Source organism: Cohnella fermenti (genome assembly GCF_004801405.1).
Lineage (GTDB): Bacteria > Bacillota > Bacilli > Paenibacillales > Paenibacillaceae > Cohnella > Cohnella fermenti.
The window spans coordinates 12623-31880 of the sequence record NZ_SSOB01000071.1; the positions used below are offsets into that span (position 1 = coordinate 12623).

15 protein-coding genes are annotated in these 19258 nt (G+C 64.0%); all 15 read left to right on the top strand.

The annotated features are described in order from the left end of the window. Nucleotides 1–52: 52 nt before the first annotated feature. Nucleotides 53–3571: a helicase-exonuclease AddAB subunit AddB gene (addB, locus tag E6C55_RS31940; protein WP_136373902.1), complete on the top strand. Its 3519-nt coding sequence runs from the start codon at nt 53–55 to the stop codon at nt 3569–3571. After that, entirely contained in the window at nt 3568–7551 is a 3984-nt protein-coding gene (locus E6C55_RS31945; RefSeq protein WP_136373903.1) for a UvrD-helicase domain-containing protein, read from the top strand. The genes addB and E6C55_RS31945 overlap by 4 nt, the downstream gene beginning before the upstream one ends. Before the next feature lie 253 nt (nt 7552–7804). After that, nucleotides 7805–8407, top strand: a complete 603-nt coding sequence (locus E6C55_RS31950; protein WP_136373904.1) for a hypothetical protein — start codon at nt 7805–7807, stop codon at nt 8405–8407. 180 nt (nt 8408–8587) lie between these two features. Then, nucleotides 8588–8941: a histidine triad nucleotide-binding protein gene (locus E6C55_RS31955; RefSeq protein ID WP_136373905.1), complete on the top strand. Its 354-nt coding sequence runs from the start codon at nt 8588–8590 to the stop codon at nt 8939–8941. Nucleotides 8942–9073: 132 nt separating this feature from the next. Beyond that, nucleotides 9074–9247 carry a 30S ribosomal protein S21 gene (gene rpsU / locus E6C55_RS31960; RefSeq protein ID WP_080840534.1) on the top strand — a complete coding sequence of 58 codons (174 nt, stop codon included), beginning with the start codon at nt 9074–9076 and terminating at the stop codon, nt 9245–9247. Between the two features lie 14 nt (nt 9248–9261). Next, nucleotides 9262–9705, top strand: a complete 444-nt coding sequence (locus E6C55_RS31965) for a GatB/YqeY domain-containing protein (RefSeq protein WP_136373906.1) — start codon at nt 9262–9264, stop codon at nt 9703–9705. Nucleotides 9706–9852: 147 nt separating this feature from the next. Then, complete coding sequence (locus E6C55_RS31970; RefSeq protein WP_230986957.1) at nt 9853–11316, top strand: NfeD family protein; 1464 nt, start codon at nt 9853–9855, stop codon at nt 11314–11316. A 62-nt stretch (nt 11317–11378) separates the two neighbouring features. Further along, nucleotides 11379–12368 carry a flotillin-like protein FloA gene (gene floA / locus E6C55_RS31975; RefSeq protein ID WP_136373907.1) on the top strand — a complete coding sequence of 330 codons (990 nt, stop codon included), beginning with the start codon at nt 11379–11381 and terminating at the stop codon, nt 12366–12368. A 5-nt stretch (nt 12369–12373) separates the two neighbouring features. Next, the gene (locus tag E6C55_RS31980; RefSeq protein WP_136373908.1) at nt 12374–12904 is read left to right on the top strand and encodes a hypothetical protein; all 531 of its coding nucleotides are present in this window, start codon (nt 12374–12376) and stop codon (nt 12902–12904) included. A gap of 176 nt (nt 12905–13080) precedes the next feature. Then, nucleotides 13081–13377: a sporulation protein YqfC gene (gene yqfC / locus E6C55_RS31985; RefSeq protein WP_136373909.1), complete on the top strand. Its 297-nt coding sequence runs from the start codon at nt 13081–13083 to the stop codon at nt 13375–13377. Between the two features lie 87 nt (nt 13378–13464). Next, nucleotides 13465–14682 carry a sporulation protein YqfD gene (yqfD, locus tag E6C55_RS31990; protein WP_168735992.1) on the top strand — a complete coding sequence of 406 codons (1218 nt, stop codon included), beginning with the start codon at nt 13465–13467 and terminating at the stop codon, nt 14680–14682. Between the two features lie 6 nt (nt 14683–14688). Beyond that, nucleotides 14689–15663, top strand: coding sequence for a PhoH family protein (locus tag E6C55_RS31995; protein ID WP_136373911.1), 975 nt, complete (start codon nt 14689–14691; stop codon nt 15661–15663). Nucleotides 15664–15679: 16 nt separating this feature from the next. Then, complete coding sequence (locus tag E6C55_RS32000) at nt 15680–18028, top strand: HD family phosphohydrolase (RefSeq protein WP_136373912.1); 2349 nt, start codon at nt 15680–15682, stop codon at nt 18026–18028. Then, complete coding sequence (gene ybeY, locus E6C55_RS32005; RefSeq protein ID WP_136373913.1) at nt 18025–18609, top strand: rRNA maturation RNase YbeY; 585 nt, start codon at nt 18025–18027, stop codon at nt 18607–18609. Before E6C55_RS32000 ends, ybeY begins: the two co-directional genes overlap by 4 nt. After that, a complete protein-coding gene (locus tag E6C55_RS32010) occupies nt 18606–18989 on the top strand; it encodes a diacylglycerol kinase family protein (protein ID WP_230986958.1) in 384 nt (127 codons plus the stop codon). Before ybeY ends, E6C55_RS32010 begins: the two co-directional genes overlap by 4 nt. Nucleotides 18990–19258: the final 269 nt, after the last annotated feature.

The following is a 19258-nucleotide window of genomic DNA, read 5'->3' on the forward strand; positions in this document are numbered from 1 at the left end:
AACATATGATACAATGGAGGTTACCATGTGTGGGCGGAGAGGTGAAGGCGAGATGGCGCTTCGGTTGATAACGGGACGTTCCGGGAGCGGCAAGACAAGGCTTGTCCTCGACGAGATTCGGACGAGGCTGAAGGCGAGCCCGGACGGGCCGCCGCTGCTGCTCATCGTGCCCGAGCAGGCGACGTTCCAGGCGGAATCGGCGATGGCCGCGACGGAAGGGCTGCGGGGGTTTCTGCGCGTGCAGGTGCTCAGCTTCCGGCGCCTCGCTTACCGCGTAATGCAAGAGACCGGGGGAATCGCCAAGATCGCGGTCAACGAGAACGGCAAGGCGATGCTCATTCACAAGGCGCTGCAGCGCCGGCGCGCCGAGCTGAAGCTGTTCCGTTCGGGCGCTTCGGCCGAAGGGCTCGTCGCGAAGCTCGGCGAGCTGTTCACCGAGTGGAAGCGGTACGGGAACGACAGCGGCAAGCTGGCAGAGGCGGAGAGCGCGGCGGACGGCTTCGCGCCGGGCGGGGCGCCGCTTCTCGGCGACAAGCTTCACGATCTGACGCTGCTGTACGGCGACGTGGAGCGGGAGCTGGCCGGCCGGTGGATGGACGGAGAGGACGCCCTGGCCCGGCTCGTGGCGGGAGCGGCCGCCTCTCCGCTGCTGGAAGGGGCCGAGGTATGGCTGGACGGCTTCCACGGCTTCACCGAGACGGAATACGACGTCATCGGGGCGCTGCTGCGGCGCGCGAAGCGGGTGAATGCGGCGCTGTGCCTCGATCGTCCGTACGGCGCGGGCGAGCGTCCGGGCGAATTGGAGCTGTTCCATCCGACGGCGACGACGTCCGCGCGGCTGTGCGAGCTGGCGGAGCAATCCGGCGTTCGCGTCGAGGAGCCGACCGTGCTGGAGCCGCTCGTTCTGCCCCGCTTCGCGAACAGCCCTGTGCTCGCGTTCCTGGAGCTGAGCTACGACCGCCGGGGCCAGTGGACCGGCGACCGGGCCTTGCTCGCGCCCGGAGGAGCGCTGTCCGTTCACGCGGCCGCGAACCGGAGGGCGGAAGCGGAAGCGGCGGCGCGGGACATGCTGCGCCGAAGACGGGAGGGGGAAGCCCGCTGGCGCGATATGGCGGTGTTCGTGCGCAATATCGAGGACTACGCCGATCTGCTCGGCCAGGTTTTCTCCGATTACGAGATTCCGTTCTTCCTTGACGGCAAGGCGGCGACGGCGCATCACCCGCTCGTCGAGTTCGTTCGTTCCGCGCTTGAAGCGGTGCTGTCGGGCTGGAAGTCCGATCCGGTATTCCGCTGCGCGAAGACGGACCTCTTGGGCGAGGCGGGAGAGGGCGTGCCGCGCGAGGATGTGGACAAGCTCGAGAATTATGTGCTGGCCGCCGGCATCGAAGGCTGGCGCTGGCACGACGACCGCTCCTGGAGGCCGCTCGGAGGGACGGATCTGGAGGCGGAGGAGAGCGGCGGCGAATCGCGGATGAAGCGGCTTGCCGCCGTTCGCGACCGCCTGCTCGCTCCCCTTCGCCGGATGGAGGCGAAGTTCAAGCGCGCCAGCTCCGTGACGGATCTGTGCGCGGCGCTCTTCGACCTGCTCGAGGAGACGGGAGCGGCCGACCGGCTCGAGCGCTGGAGCGCCCTGGACGAGGCGGCCGGACAGCCGGGCAAGGCGCGAATCCATCGCCCGCTGTGGGACGGCGTCATGGATCTGCTCGACCAGCTCGTCGAGATGATGGGCGACGAGAGCCCGGATCTTCCGCTGTTCGTCGGGATGGTGGACGCGGGCCTCGAGCAGTTGAAGCTCGGCGCGGTGCCGCCGGCGCTCGACGGCGTGCTGATCGGCAGCCCGGAGCGGACGCGCTCCGACCGGATCGGCGTGCTCTATCTGCTCGGGGTAAGCGACGGCGTCATGCCGAAGACGATCCGCGAGAACGGTCTGCTCTCCGAGGAGGAGCGGGAGAAGCTCGGCGATTCGGGCATTCGGATGGCGCCCGGCGCGAAGCGGCGGCTGCTGGACGAGCACTTCCTCGCGTATTGGACGCTGACGACGCCGACGAGGCATCTGTGGATCAGCTACCCGCTGGCGAACGAGGAAGGCCAAGGGCTGCATCCGTCGGAGATTATCCGCCGACTGAAGAAGAGGTTCCCCGGCCTGCCCGTCGGGGCGCTGGCCGCCGAGCCGACTCCGGGCGATGCGGACGAAGCGCAGCTCGCCTTCGCCGTCCATCCCGGCCGGTCGCTTACTTACCTCGTCGCGGCGCTGCGCCATTGGCGGCAAGGAGGGACTCTCGGGCAAGGCTGGTGGTCGGTCTACCGCTGGCTAAGCGAGCGGGAGGAATGGCGGCCGAAGCTGCGGAGGCTGCTGTCCTCCTTGCTGTACCGGAACGACGAGGAGCCGCTGACTGCCGAGACGAGCCGCTTGCTGTACGGGGATCGGCTGCTCGCCAGCGTATCGCGGATGGAGCGGTTCGTCTCCTGTCCGTTCCGGCACTTCTCTTCGCACGGCTTGCGCCTGCGCGAGAGAAGGCTCTACCGGGTCGACGCGCCCGATATCGGTCAACTGTTCCACGCCGCGCTGCGGCAGACGACGGAGAAGCTGTTCGCGGAAGGGCCGGCGGCCGGGGACATGACCCGCTGGCAGAGCGAAGCGGCCGCGGCCGTGGAGCGGCTGCTGCCGAAGGTGCAGTCGCAGATTCTGCTCTCCTCGCATCGGCATCAGGCGATGGCGCGCAAGCTGCGGGATATCGTCGCAAGAGCGTCCGCGATGCTGGGCGAGCAGGCGAGATGGTCGGCGTTCCGTCCCGTCGGCCTTGAGGTCGACTTCGGCCCGGCGGGCACGCTTCCTCCGCTCTCGCTGGAGCTTGGAGGCGGCAGATGGATGGACATCGCCGGGCGCATCGACCGCGTCGACGCCGCGGAAGCGGATGACGGGGTGCTGCTGCGGATTATGGACTACAAGTCGGGAGGAGCGAAGCTGAAGCTCGACGAGGTCGCCTACGGCCTCAGTCTGCAGATGCTGACCTACCTCGACGTCGTCGTCTCCCATGCGCCAAGCTGGCTGGGGCTGAAGGCCAGCCCGGCCGGGGTGCTGTATTTTCACGTGCATAATCCGCTTATCCATACGGCTAACGGGCTGTCCGCGGTCGAGGCCGAGCGGGCGCTGCGCAAGGAATTCCGGATGCAGGGGCTTGTGCTGGCGGACGGGGACGCGGTGACGCTGATGGACGAATCGCTGGCCGAGGGCGGCAAGTCGACGATCGTGCCGGTCGAATTCAAGAAGGACGGCACGTTCTCCTCGCGCTCCCAGGTAGCGGACGAGCGCCAGTGGGGCGTTCTGCGCAGATCGGTGCGCAAGACGATCAAGTCGATCGGCCGGCGGATCGCGGATGGCGACGTGTCGATCGCCCCTTACCGCTTGGACAAGCGCAGCCCGTGCCAACTGTGCGAATTCCGGCCGGTGTGCCAGTTCGACGGGCAGATGGAAGGCAACTCGCTGCGGCAGTTGCCGAAGTCCGGCAGCAAGGAGCAGGTATGGCAGTGGCTTGAGGAGAACGGCGCGGAAGGAGGAGATCCGGGATGAGCGATAGGTTGGGCGATCGGCTGGAGGCTACGCATAACAAGCCGGCAGGCAGCCGCTGGACGGACGAGCAATGGGCGGCGATTGCGGCGGACGGCTCGAACATTCTTGTCGCAGCGGCGGCGGGATCGGGCAAGACGGCCGTGCTCGTCGAGCGGATCATCTCCCGCATCGCCGACGAGAAGCAGCCGCTTGACGTCGACTCGCTTCTCGTCGCCACCTTCACGAAGGCCGCGGCGGCGGAGATGAAGGAGCGCATCCGGCTTGCCTTGGAGGACGCGCTTGAGGCGCGGCCCGAATCCGTGCATCTGAAGCGCCAGCTCGCGCTGCTTCCCCGCGCTTCGATCACGACGCTGCACTCGTTCTGCATGGAGGTCATCGAGAAGTACGCTCCGCTTATCGGCCTCGATCCGGGCTTCCGGATCGCGAACGAGACCGAGGCGGAGCTGCTTCGCATGGATACGCTCGACGAGCTGTTCGAGGAGCGGTACGAGCGCGAAGGAGAGGACGGCCCGCTGGCGCGGCTGGCCGATCAATACGGCGGCGAGCGCAGCGACGAGCCGCTGCACGGGCTTGTGCTGGAGCTGCACGAATTCGCGCACAGCCATCCGTGGCCGCAGTGGTGGCTGCGGGAGACGGCCGCGGCGTTCCAGGTGACGGGCGCGAAGGAACTCGCCGCTTCGGCGTGGGCGGACAGCATGAAGCAGGCGGTGGAGCAGTCGCTCGAGGGCGCGTTCGCTCTGCTGCGCAGCGGCCGCGAGCTGGCGGACGGCCCGGGCGGTCCGGCGCCGTATTCGGAGACGCTGGCCGCCGACATGGACGCGGTGGCGGGAGCGCTGGAGGCGGTGCGGAGCCTGCCTTGGGAGTACTGGAACGCGGCGTTCGCGGCGGTCTCCTTCGGGCGGCTGAAGCCTTGCCGCGGAGACGCGTACGATCCGGAGCTGCAGGAGCGGGTGAAGGCGCTTCGCGACGAAGCGAAGAAGACGATTGCGAAGCTGGCGGAGGAATGGTTCGTCCGCACGCCGGAGCAGTATGCGGAGGAACTGATCGCCCTGGCGCCGGATATGGCCGAGCTGGCGGAGCTCGTCATCGCGTTCGGCGACCGGTACGAGGGCGCCAAGCGGGAGAAGGGGCTGCTCGACTTCGGGGATCTGGAGCACTACGCGCTGCGGATTCTGCGAGACGACGCCTCGACGCCGGAGCGGACGCTTCCGTCCGCGGCGGCTCTCGACTACCGCGAGCGCTTCTCCGAGATTCTGCTGGACGAGTACCAGGATACGAATGAGGTGCAGGAGGCGATTGTCTCCCTGATCGCGAAGATAAGCCCGGGCAATGTGTTCATGGTCGGCGACGTGAAGCAGAGCATCTACCGCTTCCGTCTCGCCGAACCGGGCCTGTTCCTCGCGAAGTACAAGAGCTACGGCGTCTGGACGCCGCGGGGGAAGGCGGAGGGAGCGGAGCCAGGGGAGTTCGCCGCCGGAGGGCTGCGAATCGACCTCGCGCGCAACTTCCGCAGCCGCACGGGCGTCGTGGACGCGGTCAACCGCGTCTTCCGCCTCATCATGCGGGAGAAGGTCGGCGAGATGGATTACGATCGCCGCGCCGAGCTGATCTACGGCGAAGGGTATCCCGAGGAGCCTGGCTCCGTTCGCGGGCCGGAGGGAACGCTCGCAGGAGCGAAGAGCGACTTCGCTGCAACGCGCTCGCCCTATGCCGTCGAGATGATTCTGCTTCAATCCGGAGGCGGAGCCGCGACGGGCGAGGAGGCTGCAGGCGGAGCGGCGGGCGGCGGAGCTTCTTCGTCTGCGGCGGCGGGCGATGCCGGGAATCCGGAAGAGGAAGGCAGCGGCGAAGGCGCGCCGGAGGAGGAACTGGAGACCGTGCAGCTCGAAGCGCGCTGCATCGCCGCCGAGATCAAGCGGCTTATGGGACATGCGGGAGAGAAGCCTTTTGTCGTGTATGACGGGAAGAGCAAGCTGCATCGCCCTCTCGCTTATCGCGATATCGTCATCCTGCTGCGGGCGGCGACATCGCTCTCCCCGGCGATGCTGGAGGAACTGAAGGCGGCAGGCATTCCCGCCTACGCGGATCTTGCGACCGGGTACTTCGCCGCGACCGAGGTGGACGTCGTTCTGTCCCTGCTGCAGGTGATCGACAACCCGGACCAGGACATCCCGCTCGCCGGCGTGCTGCGCTCTCCGATTGTCGGCTTGTCCGCCGAGAGGCTTGCGCAGATTCGCATCGCCGGTCGCCGCGGCACTTACTGGGAGGCGGTGAACGAGGCCGCCGCCGGCGGGGACGACGAGCTTGGCCGCCCGCTCGCCGCCTTCCTGGCCTCGTTGGAGCATTGGAGAAGCTTCGCCCGCCGAGAGGCTCTGGCGGACCTGCTCTGGCTCCTGTACCGGGAGACGGGCTACTACGACTTCGCCGGCGGTCTTCCCGGCGGCGTGCAGCGGCAGGCGAACCTGCGCGCCTTGATCGACAGGGCGCGCCAGTTCGAGACGAGCTCCAGCTCGCGGGGGCTGTTCCGCTTCCTTCGGTTCCTCGGGCGGATGCGCGACACCGGCGCCGATCTTGGCGCCGCGCGCGCCCTCGGCGAACAGGAGGACGTCGTGCGCATCGTCTCGATTCACAAGAGCAAAGGCCTCGAATTCCCGGTCGTGTTCGCGGCGGGGCTCGGCAGAGGCTTCAACAAGCAGGACCTGAACGGCTTGTTCCTCAAGCACAAGAAGCTCGGCTTCGGCCCGAAGCGGGTCGAGGCCGGGACGCGGGTCGCATACCCGACGTTCCCGCAGCTTGCCATCCGCCGGCGCCTGAAGGCCGAGATGCTCGCCGAGGAGATGCGGGTGCTGTACGTGGCGCTGACGCGTCCGAAGGAGAAGCTGCTCCTGATCGGAACGACGAAGGACGCGGAGAAGGAGCTTGGCCGCTGGCGGGAGCTGGCGGACGCCTCCGCGGACGGCTTGCCCGACTATGCCGTCTCCGCGGCCAATCGCTACCTGGATTGGCTGGGCCCGGCGGCAACGATGGCGTCCCGCTCCTGGAGCTTGCCCGGCGAGCCGGCGAGCTCCGCTGCGGCCGAACCGGGAGAATGGCGCTGCCGGGTCGTCCCGGCAGCGGCGTATATGCGCGCTCCGGAGCCGCCGCTCTCTCCGGATGCCGGGGAGGAGTCGGCATGGAATCGCGTCCTGGCGCTGAAGCCGGCGGAGGTGCCCGAGTCCGAAGCGGGGCGGCGGGCCTGCGAAGCGCTGACCTGGACCGACCCTCACCGGGAAGCGACGCAATTGGCGGCCAAAACGTCGATCACGGCGCTGAAGCGAGGCTGGAGCGGGGGCGGGACGGAGGAGGACGCCGATCCGAGCGAGGAGCTTCGGGCGCAGGCGGGAGAAGCTGCGGCGGCGGACGGGCCGGCGATGACCTACCGGCTTCGCCGGCCGCGGTTCCTCTCGGACCGCTCGATGACCGCCGCCGAACGCGGCACCGTTGTCCATCTGGTCCTCCAGCATCTGCCTGTGCGAGAAGGGACGGACGAAGCCGATATCGTCTCGTTGCTGGACACCTTGGTCGAGAAGCAAATTTTGACGCAGGAGCAGAAGGCGGCCGTCGATCCCGCGGCGATCGCCTCCTTCTGCCGGACTCCTCTCTATGCGAGAATGTGTGCGGCGGACATGCTGTGGCGGGAGGTGCCGTTCAGCTACGGGCTGCCCGCCGCTGCCGCCTACCCGGCGGCTGGCGAAGGCATCGAGGCGGACACCGTGTTGATCCAGGGCGTCATCGACTGCCTGTTCCCTGAGGCGGACGGCCTTGTTCTGGTCGACTACAAGACGGACAAGGCGCGGGGCGGCTCCTGGGAGCAAGCGGCGGAGAAGCATCGCTTCCAGATCGAGCGCTATGCGGAAGCGATCTCGGCGATTCTCGGCCGACCGGTCAAGGAAGGGCACGTCGTCTTCGTGGACGGAGGCGCGAGCGTGCGGCTCTTGTAGCGAATCTGCCCGCTCGTTCGCATCGCGGCGCGCCGATGCCGATGGCTGCAGGAAAGGCGGAGCGATGGCCGATTCCGCTCACGGCCAAGATCGAGTAGCCTTGAAGTAGGCGGCGCGCTATAATCCGTATTAGTGATGACAAGCGGGCGGCGCAGCGGAACCGCATCGCGTTAAGCGGGCAAGCCGCACGCCGGAGCTCGAAGCGGTCGTCGATCTTAACCTTACATACCGAACGACTCGGAAGGAGACCCCCATGCCAGGCAAGAGAAAACTCGCAACACCCATTTTCCTTATCGTGATCACCTTGATGGCGATTCTGCTCGTTCTGCTGTATTCCAAGGTGCTGCTCAACGAGCAAACCTCCGCGACGGACCGCGGCGAGCGGTTGGCCGCGCAATACGGGGCGTGCCAAGCGTTCGCGGGCGCGCTGCAGGGCGGCACGGAGGCGCTTGCGGGCGCGGCTTCCGCGGCGGACAGGCTTCCGGCCATGGCGCAGCTCGGACAGCTTGCTCCTCTCGAAGAGAGCTGCGCCGAGGTGCTGACGCGCAAGGCGGTTAACCCGGACAGCGACGAGGATGCCGCCAAGCAGCAGCTTGCGGCGGAGCTGGCCAACATTCGCGAAGCCGCTCTCGGCATCGGGCTCCATGAAGGCGCCCTCTCCGACGACGAGCAAGCGCAGCTTGCCGTGCTTCAGGCCGGCGGAGCGGAGCTGGCCGATATGTTGAACGCGTACGTCGTTCCGACGGCCGGGGACCGCTACCGGCAGATGGCGGCGGGAGTCGAATGGACGCAGCCTGCCGGCGAAGCCGCCGCGCGGATCGCGCAGCTTGCGGGCGCGCTTGGCGCGGGCAAGTAAGCTTGCCCGAAGAAGCAGGGGGGCCGGCTCGCTGCCGCGCTCTGTCCCGCCGCCTGTACCACCTTCCGTCCTTGCCTCCGCCGCCTGCGCTCCATCCGGCGGCTCACTGTTGGACGAGCGCCTCCGATTGCGCTATTATGGAGTCATAACACGAATTCTCCGATGGAGGGGGGGGCGCGCATGGACTGTATTTTCTGCAAAATTGTTGAAGGCTCGATTCCTTCCCGCAAGGTTTATGAAGACGAGCACGTGTATGCGTTCGAAGACATCCAGCCGCAGGCTCCCGTGCACCTGCTCGTCATTCCGAAGAAGCATATCGCTTCGATGAACGAGGCCGAGCCGGAGGATGCCGAGCTGCTTGGGCGGGTGCTGCTGGCCGCCAAGAAGGTCGCGAACGATGCCGGGCTTGCGGAGAGCGGCTATCGGCTGATCAACAACATCGGCAAGGACAGCGGCCAGGTCGTGTTCCACATTCATGTGCACGTTCTGGGCGGGGAGAAGCTGGGGGCTCTGAACGCGCAGCCTGCGTCGTAAAGCGATAGAGTGCGCCGAAGAACCCCCAATTGCAAAATGAATGGGGCGAAAGTTGACACCTCGTTTCCTCATCGCCTATAATGTAGTTTGATAACCGTGTGTTGTGGTCTGTTCCGGAGGGAGGGATAACTGGTGTCCGAAACAAAAGTTCGTAAAAATGAAACACTCGACGCTGCACTCCGCCGCTTCAAGCGTTCTATCGCCAAGGATGGCGTTCTCGCGGAACTGAAAAAACGCAAGCACTACGAGAAACCAAGCGTTAAGCGGAAGAAGAAGTCCGAAGCCGCACGCAAACGCAAGTTCTAGGAGGAATCCGCATCATGAGTCTCGCGGAACGTTTGAACGAAGACATGAAGCTGGCGATGAGAGCCCAAGATAAATTCAAGCTCTCCACGATTCGAATGGTTCGTGCGGCGGTCAAGAATCAAGAGATTGATTTGCGCCGCCCGCTTGAAGATAGCGAAGTGCTCGACATATTGAGCCGCGAAGTCAAACAACGCAAAGATTCCCTCCAGGAATTTCAGAAGGCCGGCCGTGACGATCTGGCTAACGACTTAGTCGCAGAAATTGACATTATCGCTCAATATCTTCCTCAACAACTGAACGAAGAAGAAATCAAAGCTATTGTTACGCAGACCATTCAAGAGACCGGTGCTTCTTCCAAGGCGGATATGGGGAAGTTGATGGGGGCGCTGATGCCGAAGGTGAAGGGACGTGCCGACGGCAAGCTGGTTAATCAGTTCGTCCAGCAATTTCTGCAGTAATTTCTCGAACGACAAACGGAGCGCTTCCTAGCGATAGGGGCGCTTTTTCCATCTTGTGGGATTCGAGGGGAATTCGGAACCAATCGCTTCCGCGTTCGTATTACTCAATGATATTGGCGAAAATACAAAGACGAGGGAGGGGTGTCATTGCGTAGGGAAAAGACGTCGAATTGGGGCGAACGGACGTCGGGCGCCGCAGCGGGCCGGCTGCCGTTCGTCCGGCTTCCGATGTTGGCGATGCTGCTTATGCTCCTGCCGCTCTTGACGCTGTCCGCGGTCGGCTCGGCCGTCGCGGCGGATGCGTCGGCGGTCTCTTCTGGCAGCGCTTCCGAGGATAAGCTCGTGTCCGGTTCGTCGAGCTCCGGCACGGTCTACGTCATTCCGGTCGAATCGACCGTCGAGCGCGGGATGGCTTCGTTCCTGGACCGGGCCATAACCGAGGCGGAGGATGCGCAAGCGTCGCTGATCGTGCTGACGATCGACACGCCGGGAGGCAGCCTGCTCAGCGCGGACGAGATCGGCACGAGGATTGCCGGCGCGAAGGTGCCGACCGTCGCTTACGTGAAGGCGAAGGCGGCTTCGGCCGGGTCGTACATCGCGCTTAATGCGGATCGGATTGCGATGGCGCCGGGCTCGACGATCGGGGCGGCCATGGTCGTCAATGCGAGCGGCGAGGCGGTCGAGAATCCGAAGACGGTCAGCTTCTGGTCGAGCGAGATGAGGTCGGCCGCGGAGAAGAACGGGCGCGACGGCCGCATTGCGATCGGCATGGTGGACCCGCAGCAGGTGGTCGAGATGCCGGCGATCGGCCAGACGAAGGGGAAGGGCGAGATCATCTCGCTGACGGCGAACGAGGCGCTTAAGGTCGGCTTCGCGGACGTCGTAGCCGCATCGACCGACGAGGCGATCCGGTGGGCCGGCATGGAGCAGTGGACGACGGTCGAGGTCGAGCCGTCTCTCGCCGAGCGGCTGTCCCGCTGGCTGACGTCCGATGCGATCTCCACGATTCTGCTTATCGTCGGGCTTGCCGGAATTTTTATCGAGCTTATCGTTCCGGGCTTCGGAGCCCCCGGCATCACCGGGGTCGTCGCCTTCGCCCTGTACTTCTTCGGTCAATACGTGGCGGGCTTCGCGGGAGCCGAAGCGATCGTGCTGTTTATGCTGGGCCTTATCTTCCTCGTGCTGGAGATCTTCCTCCCAAGCTTCGGCATTCTTGCGATTCTCGGGGTGGCGGGCGTTGCTTCCGGCATCGGGATGGCCGCCTACGATACGGGCAACGCGCTGCAGTCGCTTGGACTCGCCGTCTTGATCGCGGCCGTTCTCGTGGCGGGGTTCGCGTATCTTTTCCGCAAGAAGGGGGTCTGGAATCGGTTCGTTCTGCGCGATAGCCTGACGAAGGAGGAAGGCTATGTGCCGAATGCGGATCGCTCGCCATGGGTCGGCAAGACGGGCGTGGCGCTGACTCCGCTGCGGCCGGCCGGCACGGCGGAGGTCGAAGGAACGAGGCTCGACGTCGTCACCTACGGCGATTACATCGAAGCCGGAACGAAGATCAAGGTCATGGAAGCGGACGGCACGAGAATCGCGGTTCGCAAGCTTGCGGAAGGGTAAATAAAGCGGGCGAGGCGCATAACCGAAGCCCCAATTAATCACGATACTATCGGAGGGATCCTATGGATTGGAACGTTGAATTGCTCGTTATTATCGCTGTCGCGTTTATTCTGCTGTGCATCTTCTTCAGCTTCTTCCCGTTTATGCTGTGGATCTCCGCCTGGGCGTCCGGCGTGCGGATCAGCATCATTACGCTTGTTGCGATGCGGCTTCGCCGCGTCACCCCATCGCGGATCGTCAATCCGATGATCAAGGCGACGAAGGCGGGACTTGGGCTGTCGATCAACCAGCTTGAGAGCCACTTCCTCGCCGGGGGCAACGTCGACCGCGTCGTCAACGCTCTGATCGCCGCCCAGCGCGCGAACATTCCTCTGGAATTCGAACGGGCGGCTGCGATCGACCTGGCGGGACGCGATGTGCTGCAGGCGGTGCAGATGAGCGTTAACCCGCGCGTCATCGAGACGCCGGTCGTGTCCGCGGTTGCGAAGGACGGCATCGAGGTCAAGGTCAAGGCGCGCGTGACGGTTCGGGCGAACATCGACCGGCTCGTCGGCGGCGCCGGGGAAGAGACGATCATCGCCCGCGTCGGCGAAGGCATCGTCAGCACGAACGGCTCGGCGAATTCCCACAAGGACGTGCTGGAGAATCCGGACCTGATCTCGCGCACGGTGCTTGCCAAGGGACTTGACGCCGGCACGGCGTTCGAGATTCTGTCGATCGATATCATGGACGTGGACATCGGCAAGAACATCGGCGCGAACCTGCAGACCGAGCAGGCGGAAGCGGACAAGCGGATTGCCCAGGCGAAGGCCGAGGAACGCCGCGCAATGGCCGTCGCGCAGGAGCAGGAGATGAAGGCGCGCGTCGTCGAGATGCGGGCGAAGGTCGTCGAGGCCGAATCCGAGGTGCCGCTGGCCATGGCGGAAGCGCTGAAGGGCGGCAACCTGGGCGTGATGGATTACATGAACTTGAAGAACATCGAGGCGGATACGCACATGAGAGGCTCCATTGGGAAAACAGACCCTAGCCCGGGCAACGGCCAAGAAGGGTAAGCGCGATGGAGAAGCTCATTGACTTCATCCTGAGCAACATTTATTTTGTCATCGTGGCGATCGGACTGGTCTACGGCATGTTCTTCCGCAAGTCGTCCGACAGCGGGAAGAAGCCGAACCGGATGCCGGACTTCGGCGGCGGAGGGGCGCGTCCGGGGACGCCGCAGGCGCCTTCGTCGCGGCCCGGAGCCCCGGGCGAGCCCGCTGCGGGGCCGAGGCCGGCAGCACGGCCTGCGGCGCCCCGAGAGCGCGAGCAGCCGCGTTACAGGCTGCCGGAGCGCCCGGAGACGGCGTCTGCGCCTGAAGCTGCGCCCGTCCGGCCCGCGCCGGTGCACGCCGCCGAGCGGGCCCCCAAGCCGGCTCAGGCGGGCGTGGCCGCCGCGTCGCCTTATGCGGCGAGCGCGCCCGCGAGCCCGATCTATGCGTCTTCGCCGGGCGGTCTGCAGCCTACTCGCGAGGAACTGGCGCGAGCGGTCGTGTGGGCCGAGGTTCTCGGGCCTCCCCGTGCCCGCAAGCCGTTCCGGCGCGGCTGGTAAGCCGATTTCGAAGCAGGGTCGCTCTCCTCTGAGGGCGGCCCTGCTTTTTTAGGTTGGAACTCGTACATTTGGCTGGCTGGAGCGCCGCCGTTTCTTTTCCCCCGGCCGCTTCCTTCCGTCGGGTCATGATCGGGTGCGATATCGCATATTGTGTAAGGTAAAGGAGGGGGCGCGTCATGCCGCGAGTTGTCCGCAAGCTGCGCAATTGGACCGCGCGTTTCCTCGACTTGCCGCAGGATGTCGTGCAGAACGTGCCGCGGATCACGATGATCGGCGGCATTCAGTTGACCGTGGAGAATCACCGGGGCGTGCTTCACTTCTCTCCCGATACGCTTCGCCTGGCGATGGAGCGAGGGGAACTGGAGATCACGGGCACCGAGCTGGTGATCCGCAATATCGGCGCCGAGGAAGTGTTCGTGGAAGGGACGATCACCGGAGTCAAGCTGAGCGCGGGCGGCGCAAGCAACCATTGACGGAGGGAGCGGACGGAGGGCGTGGACCGCGGCCTTCCAACATCGGACAAGCTTAGCGCCTGATCTCGATAAAGGATGTGGGGGAGAATGAGTGGCAGTTGGTTCCAATACGTACGCGGCTTCGTGCGGGTCAAGCTGGAGAAGGGGGACTCGGAGCGGTTCCTGAACGAGGCGCTGAAGCGGAAGCTCGAGCTGTGGAGCCTGAGCTTCGACCGGGAGGGCCGGCTGCACTTCAACGTGGCGCTCCCCGATTACTTCCGCCTGCGGCCGCTGCTGCGCGCCGTCAGAGCGCGTACGCGGGTCGGGGAGCGGCACGGGCTGCCCTTCCAGATGGCTCGCTTCTCGCGGCGCAAGACGTTCGCGGCGGGGTTCTTCGGCTTCATCGTCGCCTTGTATATTCTGTCTACGCTCGTCTGGCACGTGGATGCGGAAGGGACGGCCACCATCACGGAGGATCAGATTCTGGCGGCTGCGCGAGCCGAAGGCGTCTATCCGTTCCAATGGTCGTTCCGGCTCGGCGAGACCTCCGAGCTGGCCGATCGCATCGCGCAGCGGCTTCCGAACGCGAGCTGGGTCGGCATCGAGAAGCAGGGCACGAAGATCGGGATCACGGTCGTGGAATCGAGCCGGCCGGAGGACTCGAAGCTGCAGGGGCCGCGCGACCTCGTCGCCGGCGTCGATGCGGTCGTGACGAAGATTATTGCCGAGAACGGCAGGCCGAAGGTGAAGCGGAACGATCGCGTGCGCAAGGGGGATGTGCTGATCTCCGGAATCGTCGGCGAGGCCGAGCGCACGCAGGCGGTCGTCTCCAAGGGAGAGGTGCGGGGGCTTGTCTGGTACGAATACAAGATCGAGTCTCCGCTTGCGAAGGAGATACGGGCGTACACGGGCGAAGAGATCACGAAGAAGTACTGGCTGATCGGCAACCGCGCGCTGCAAGTGTCCGGCTACAACGGGCCGACCTTCGAGCTGTCGGATTCCCGCTCGTCGTTCAAGAAGCTGAAGCTGGGGCCCTGGACGCTGCCGATCGGAAGCGGAATCGAGAAGGAGCGGGAAGTCGTCATTCAGAGCGAGAATTTGTCGGAAGAGGAAGCGAAGAACGCGGGACTGGCCCAGGCCAGGCTCGAATTGCTCGCGAAATGCGGCGAAGGGGCGGTCATCAAGGCGGAAAAACTTTTGCATGAACAAACGGAGAATGGTAAAGTGGTGATAAATGTTCTATTTGAGGTGGAACAATCCATCGCACTCGAACGTCCAATTGTTCAATATAACGTTCCGCAGATTTCTGATACGCAGGGGGAATGAGGCTTTTTGTCGGACACCAAGCAAATCATCGCGATACCGCTTCGCAACGCGGCGGAAGGGCTGGCTCTATTCGGCCCCCAGGACAAGTTCCTCCGAATCATTCAGGAGGCGTCCGAATCGCTTATTCATTCCAGAGAGGCGGAGATTGTGATCGAAGGCCCCGAGCCGGAGGTCCGATCGCTCCAACAGTTGTTCGACACGCTTCTGCAACTGATCCGCACCGGGCTTGCGCTCGGGGAACGAGACGTGCGCTACGCTTATGAGTTGGCCCGCGAGATGAAGGCGGACGAGCTGTTGAGCCTGTGGAGCGGCGAGATCACCTCGACGTTCAAGGGCAAGCCGATCAGCCCCAAGACGCTCGGGCAGCGCCACTATGTGACGACGATCCGCAAGAAGGATATCGTCTTCGGCATCGGCCCTGCCGGCACGGGCAAGACGTATCTTGCCGTCGTGTCGGCGGTCGCTTCGCTCAAGGCGGGCAAGGTGAAGCGGATTCTGCTCACCCGGCCGGCCGTGGAGGCGGGCGAGAATCTCGGATTCCTGCCCGGCGATCTGCAGGAGAAGGTAGATCCGTACCTCCGGCCGCTGTATGACGCGTTGAACGACGTGCTGGGCGCGGACGGCGTCGCCAAGGCGATGGAGCGGGGGCTGATCGAGATCGCTCCCCTCGCCTATATGCGCGGCCGCACGCTCGACGACTCGTTCGTCATTCTGGACGAGGCTCAGAATACGACTCCCGAGCAGATGAAGATGTTCTTGACGCGTCTGGGCTACGGCTCGCACATGGTCATTACCGGCGACGTGACGCAGATCGACCTGCCCAAGGGCAAGAAGTCGGGCCTCATCGAGGCGCAGCGCATTCTCCGGGGCATTCCGGAGATCGGCATCGTCATCTTCTCGGAGCAGGACGTCGTAAGGCATCCGCTCGTGCAGAAGATCATTCTTGCCTACAATGAGGATCAACAAGAATCACAAGCGTAAAGGAGAGGAACGCCGGATGAATCGGAAACGAAACGGCCCGGCGGGCATACCGTCATCCTTTAAAGCCGTGGGTTGGAGGCAGAGCGGGGCAGTAAGGGTATTCTTGCTGCTCTTGTTCGTGCTGCTTTTTTATGTAAGCCTGTCCCCGCGTCTCGTTCCGGAGACCTACGATATCTCGCTTGGGAGCAAGAGCGAGCATGACATCAAGGCGCCGCACCAGATTGTCGACGAGAAGGCGACTCTTGAAGCGCAGGAGAAGGCGGCGGAGAAGGTCGATGCCGTCTATTCGAACGTCGCCCTGCACAACGAGCTGCTGATCGACGAGATTCTGATCCGGATCGACCAGCTCAACCAGGACGATCAAGTCTCGACGCAGGACAAGGTCGATATTTACCGCAGGACGATTCCGGAGCGGCTGACCGAGTATGTCGACAGCTTCATTCAGTCGAATTCCGGTTCGACGGCGTATTCCGCGAATCTGCTTGCGGAGATGAAGTCTGTCGTTCTTGAGCAGCAGTACAGCATTCCGGAAGAGACGTTCTACAAGATGCCGAAGCTGACGTCGGATCAGATCGACGAGATGAGAACGGTAAGCCGGAGCATCGTGCGCAAGGTGTCCGGAGAGCCGATCGCCGATGCGGAATCCGCGAGAATTACCGTTCCGGAGCTCGTCAACGCCAGCTCGCTGTCGCAGCGGGCCGAGCGGGAGATCGTGCAGGAGCTCGCCCGCTTCGTCACGACTCCGAACCGGTTCTACGACAAGGATGCGACCGAAGAAGCGAAGGTGCAGGCGAAGCAGAATACGGAATCCGTCGTGATCAAGCAGGGAGATCCGATCGTCAGGTCGGGCCAGGTGATTACGCAGGAGCTGTATGATCGGCTGGACAAGCTGGGGCTGCTGAAGGAGAAAAAAAACTATCTGCCGCAACTGGGAGTGCTGCTGCTGAGCCTGCTGTTCGTCTCGGCGCTTGTCGGATACCGGGAGTTTATGGCGGCGTTGAGTTCGTCCTCGTCCCTGACGTCGGGCAAGCGCAATAATGTCCAGTGGCTGATGCTTCTGCTGATTTTCGCGCTTAATCTGCTTATGATGCACCTTGTTGCGCTCGCCCACAGCGATCGCTGGCCGTATATCGTCTTCCTGGCGCCGGTCGCCTTGGGAAGCATGCTGGTCACGCTGATGCTCGATATGCATCTCGGTATTGTAAGCGCGATTCTGTTCTCCTGCTTGTCGAGCATCATCCTCAACGTCGGCCAGGAGACGCTGTTCGACTTCAAATACGGGTTCGTGACGGCGGTCGTCTCGTTCGCTTCGGTGCTGGCGATTCATCGGGCGAGTCAGCGCTCCTCGATTCTGAAGGCGGGCGTCATGGCCAGCCTGTTCGGCTCGATTGCCGTCATTGCGCTGCAGCTTGTCGGGTCCGATGCCGAACAGGGGCAGATGCTGCAGACGGTCGGCTTCATGCTCGTCAGCGGGCTGTTCACCGCCGTGCTCGTCATCGGCCTCATGCCGTTCTTCGAGTTGACGTTCGGCATTCTCTCGGCGCTTAAGCTCGTCGAGCTGTCGAACCCGAACCATCCGCTCCTGCGCAAGCTGCTGACGGAGACGCCGGGGACATACCATCACAGCCTGATGGTCGGCAATCTGTCCGAAGCGGCCGCGGAGGCGGTCGGCGCCAACGGCTTGCTCTGCCGGGTAGGCTCCTTCTACCACGACGTCGGCAAGACGAGAAGGCCGTCGTACTTCATCGAGAACCAGAACGGGGGCGCGAACCCTCACGACAAGCTCGATCCGAAGGTGAGCGCCTCGATCATCATCGCGCATGCGAGGGACGGGGCGGAGATGCTTCGCCAGCACAAGATTCCGAAGCCGATTCGCGATATTGCAGAACAGCACCACGGGACGACGTTCCTTAAATTTTTCTACTTCAAGGCGGCGAAGCAGGCAGAGGCCCAGGGAGTGGAGAATCAATGGACGGAGGACGACTTCCGCTATCCGGGGCCGAAGGCGCAGTCCAAGGAAGCGGCGATCGTCGGCATCGCCGACAGCGTGGAAGCGGCGGTTCGCTCGCTCGGCCATCCCACGGTGGAGCAGGTCGAGGCCATCATCGCGAAGATCATCAAGGACCGGCTGGACGATCAGCAATTCAACGAATGCGATCTGACCATTCGCGAGATGGACAAGATTGCAGAGACGCTGAAGGAGACGGTGATCGGCATGTTCCACTCGCGGATCGAATACCCGGACGACAAAGCGCTTAAAGCACGGGGCGAAGGCAAGGACGACAAGAGCGACAGCGACGATAAGAAAGACAAGAAGGATAAGGAAGACAAGGACGACAAGGGCGCAAAGGAGCAGCGGGCATGACGATATCCCTGGAATGGTACGACGAGAGAGAGCCGGCGGGCGGGACGAACGAAGCGAAGGATGCCGGCTGGCAAGAGCTGCTGGAGCGGCTGCTTAAGCTGGCGGGCGAGGCGGAAGGCGTGGAGGCGGGGGTCGTCTCGCTGACGCTGACCGACGACGACGGCATTCGCGAGCTGAACCGCGAGCACCGCGGCCTCGACAAGCCGACCGACGTGCTCTCGTTCCCGATGAGGGAGCCGGGAGCGAGCGAGCCGGACATTCGCTACGACGACGAGTACGAGACGGTCGAGTATGAGACGGAGACGGATGCGGGCGAGGAGAGCGAATGGGAGGGCGACGACGGGCTGGCTGCGGACGGCTTCGACCCGTTCGCCGAGATGCTCGGCGATATCGTGATCTCGGTGCCGAGAATGTATGAGCAAGCGGAGGAATACGGCCACAGCCCGGAGCGGGAACTCGGCTTCCTGTTCGTGCACGGCTTCCTGCATCTGATGGGCTACGACCACATGACCGAGGAAGAGGAGAAGGCGATGATCGCGAAGCAGGAAGCGGTCTTGTCGAGAGCGGGGTTGTCTCGTTGAGAGGAAGGCGCAAGTGGAATCAAAGCGAGCGGGAATCGTTCCGCCATTCGATCGAGGGCATCGTCTATACGATGAAGAACGAACTCCACATGCGCATCCACGCGATCTCGGCCGTCATCGTGGCGATTCTGGCGGTCGCGCTGAAGCTGCAGCCCGGCGACTGCCTCTGGCTGCTGTCCGCCGTCGTTGCGGTATGGGTCACCGAGCTGCTCAACACGGCGATCGAGAGGACGGTCGACCTGGCATCCCCCGGCGAGAGCGAGCTCGCGAAGATCGCCAAGGACACGGCCGCCGGCGCGGTGCTCGTCGCCTCCGTCTACGCAGTCGCCGTCGGCATCGTTGTGCTCGGCCCCCCGTTGTGGGAGAAGCTGGCGGGGTAAGGTGGCCGGGGCAATGAATGTGAAAAACCACATACATCCGCTCGAAAGTACCGCCAAACGCGAATGAATGTGAAAAATCAGAGCGACCGAGCATAGGTTGAGTAACTTAGCAGGTGGAAACCCTGCTTGGAAAAGGCGAAGCCACGCCACCAATAGCGAGTCTTGGAGCGAAGCTGGCAACAGAGTCGTTTAAGCGTAGACAGCCAGGATGCAGGCCTGAGTGATTGAGCCTCGAAATAACATGAAACGGGAAGGTCGACGAGGTTGGT

Coding starts and splice junctions, on each gene's coding strand:
- addB (WP_136373902.1), top strand. CDS start 53: ATGGCGCTTCGGTTGATAACGGGACGTTCCGGGAGCGGCAAGACAAGG.
- E6C55_RS31945 (WP_136373903.1), top strand. CDS start 3,568: ATGAGCGATAGGTTGGGCGATCGGCTGGAGGCTACGCATAACAAGCCG.
- E6C55_RS31950 (WP_136373904.1), top strand. CDS start 7,805: ATGCCAGGCAAGAGAAAACTCGCAACACCCATTTTCCTTATCGTGATC.
- E6C55_RS31955 (WP_136373905.1), top strand. CDS start 8,588: ATGGACTGTATTTTCTGCAAAATTGTTGAAGGCTCGATTCCTTCCCGC.
- E6C55_RS31965 (WP_136373906.1), top strand. CDS start 9,262: ATGAGTCTCGCGGAACGTTTGAACGAAGACATGAAGCTGGCGATGAGA.
- floA (WP_136373907.1), top strand. CDS start 11,379: ATGGATTGGAACGTTGAATTGCTCGTTATTATCGCTGTCGCGTTTATT.
- E6C55_RS31980 (WP_136373908.1), top strand. CDS start 12,374: ATGGAGAAGCTCATTGACTTCATCCTGAGCAACATTTATTTTGTCATC.
- yqfC (WP_136373909.1), top strand. CDS start 13,081: ATGCCGCGAGTTGTCCGCAAGCTGCGCAATTGGACCGCGCGTTTCCTC.
- yqfD (WP_168735992.1), top strand. CDS start 13,465: ATGAGTGGCAGTTGGTTCCAATACGTACGCGGCTTCGTGCGGGTCAAG.
- E6C55_RS32000 (WP_136373912.1), top strand. CDS start 15,680: ATGAATCGGAAACGAAACGGCCCGGCGGGCATACCGTCATCCTTTAAA.
- ybeY (WP_136373913.1), top strand. CDS start 18,025: ATGACGATATCCCTGGAATGGTACGACGAGAGAGAGCCGGCGGGCGGG.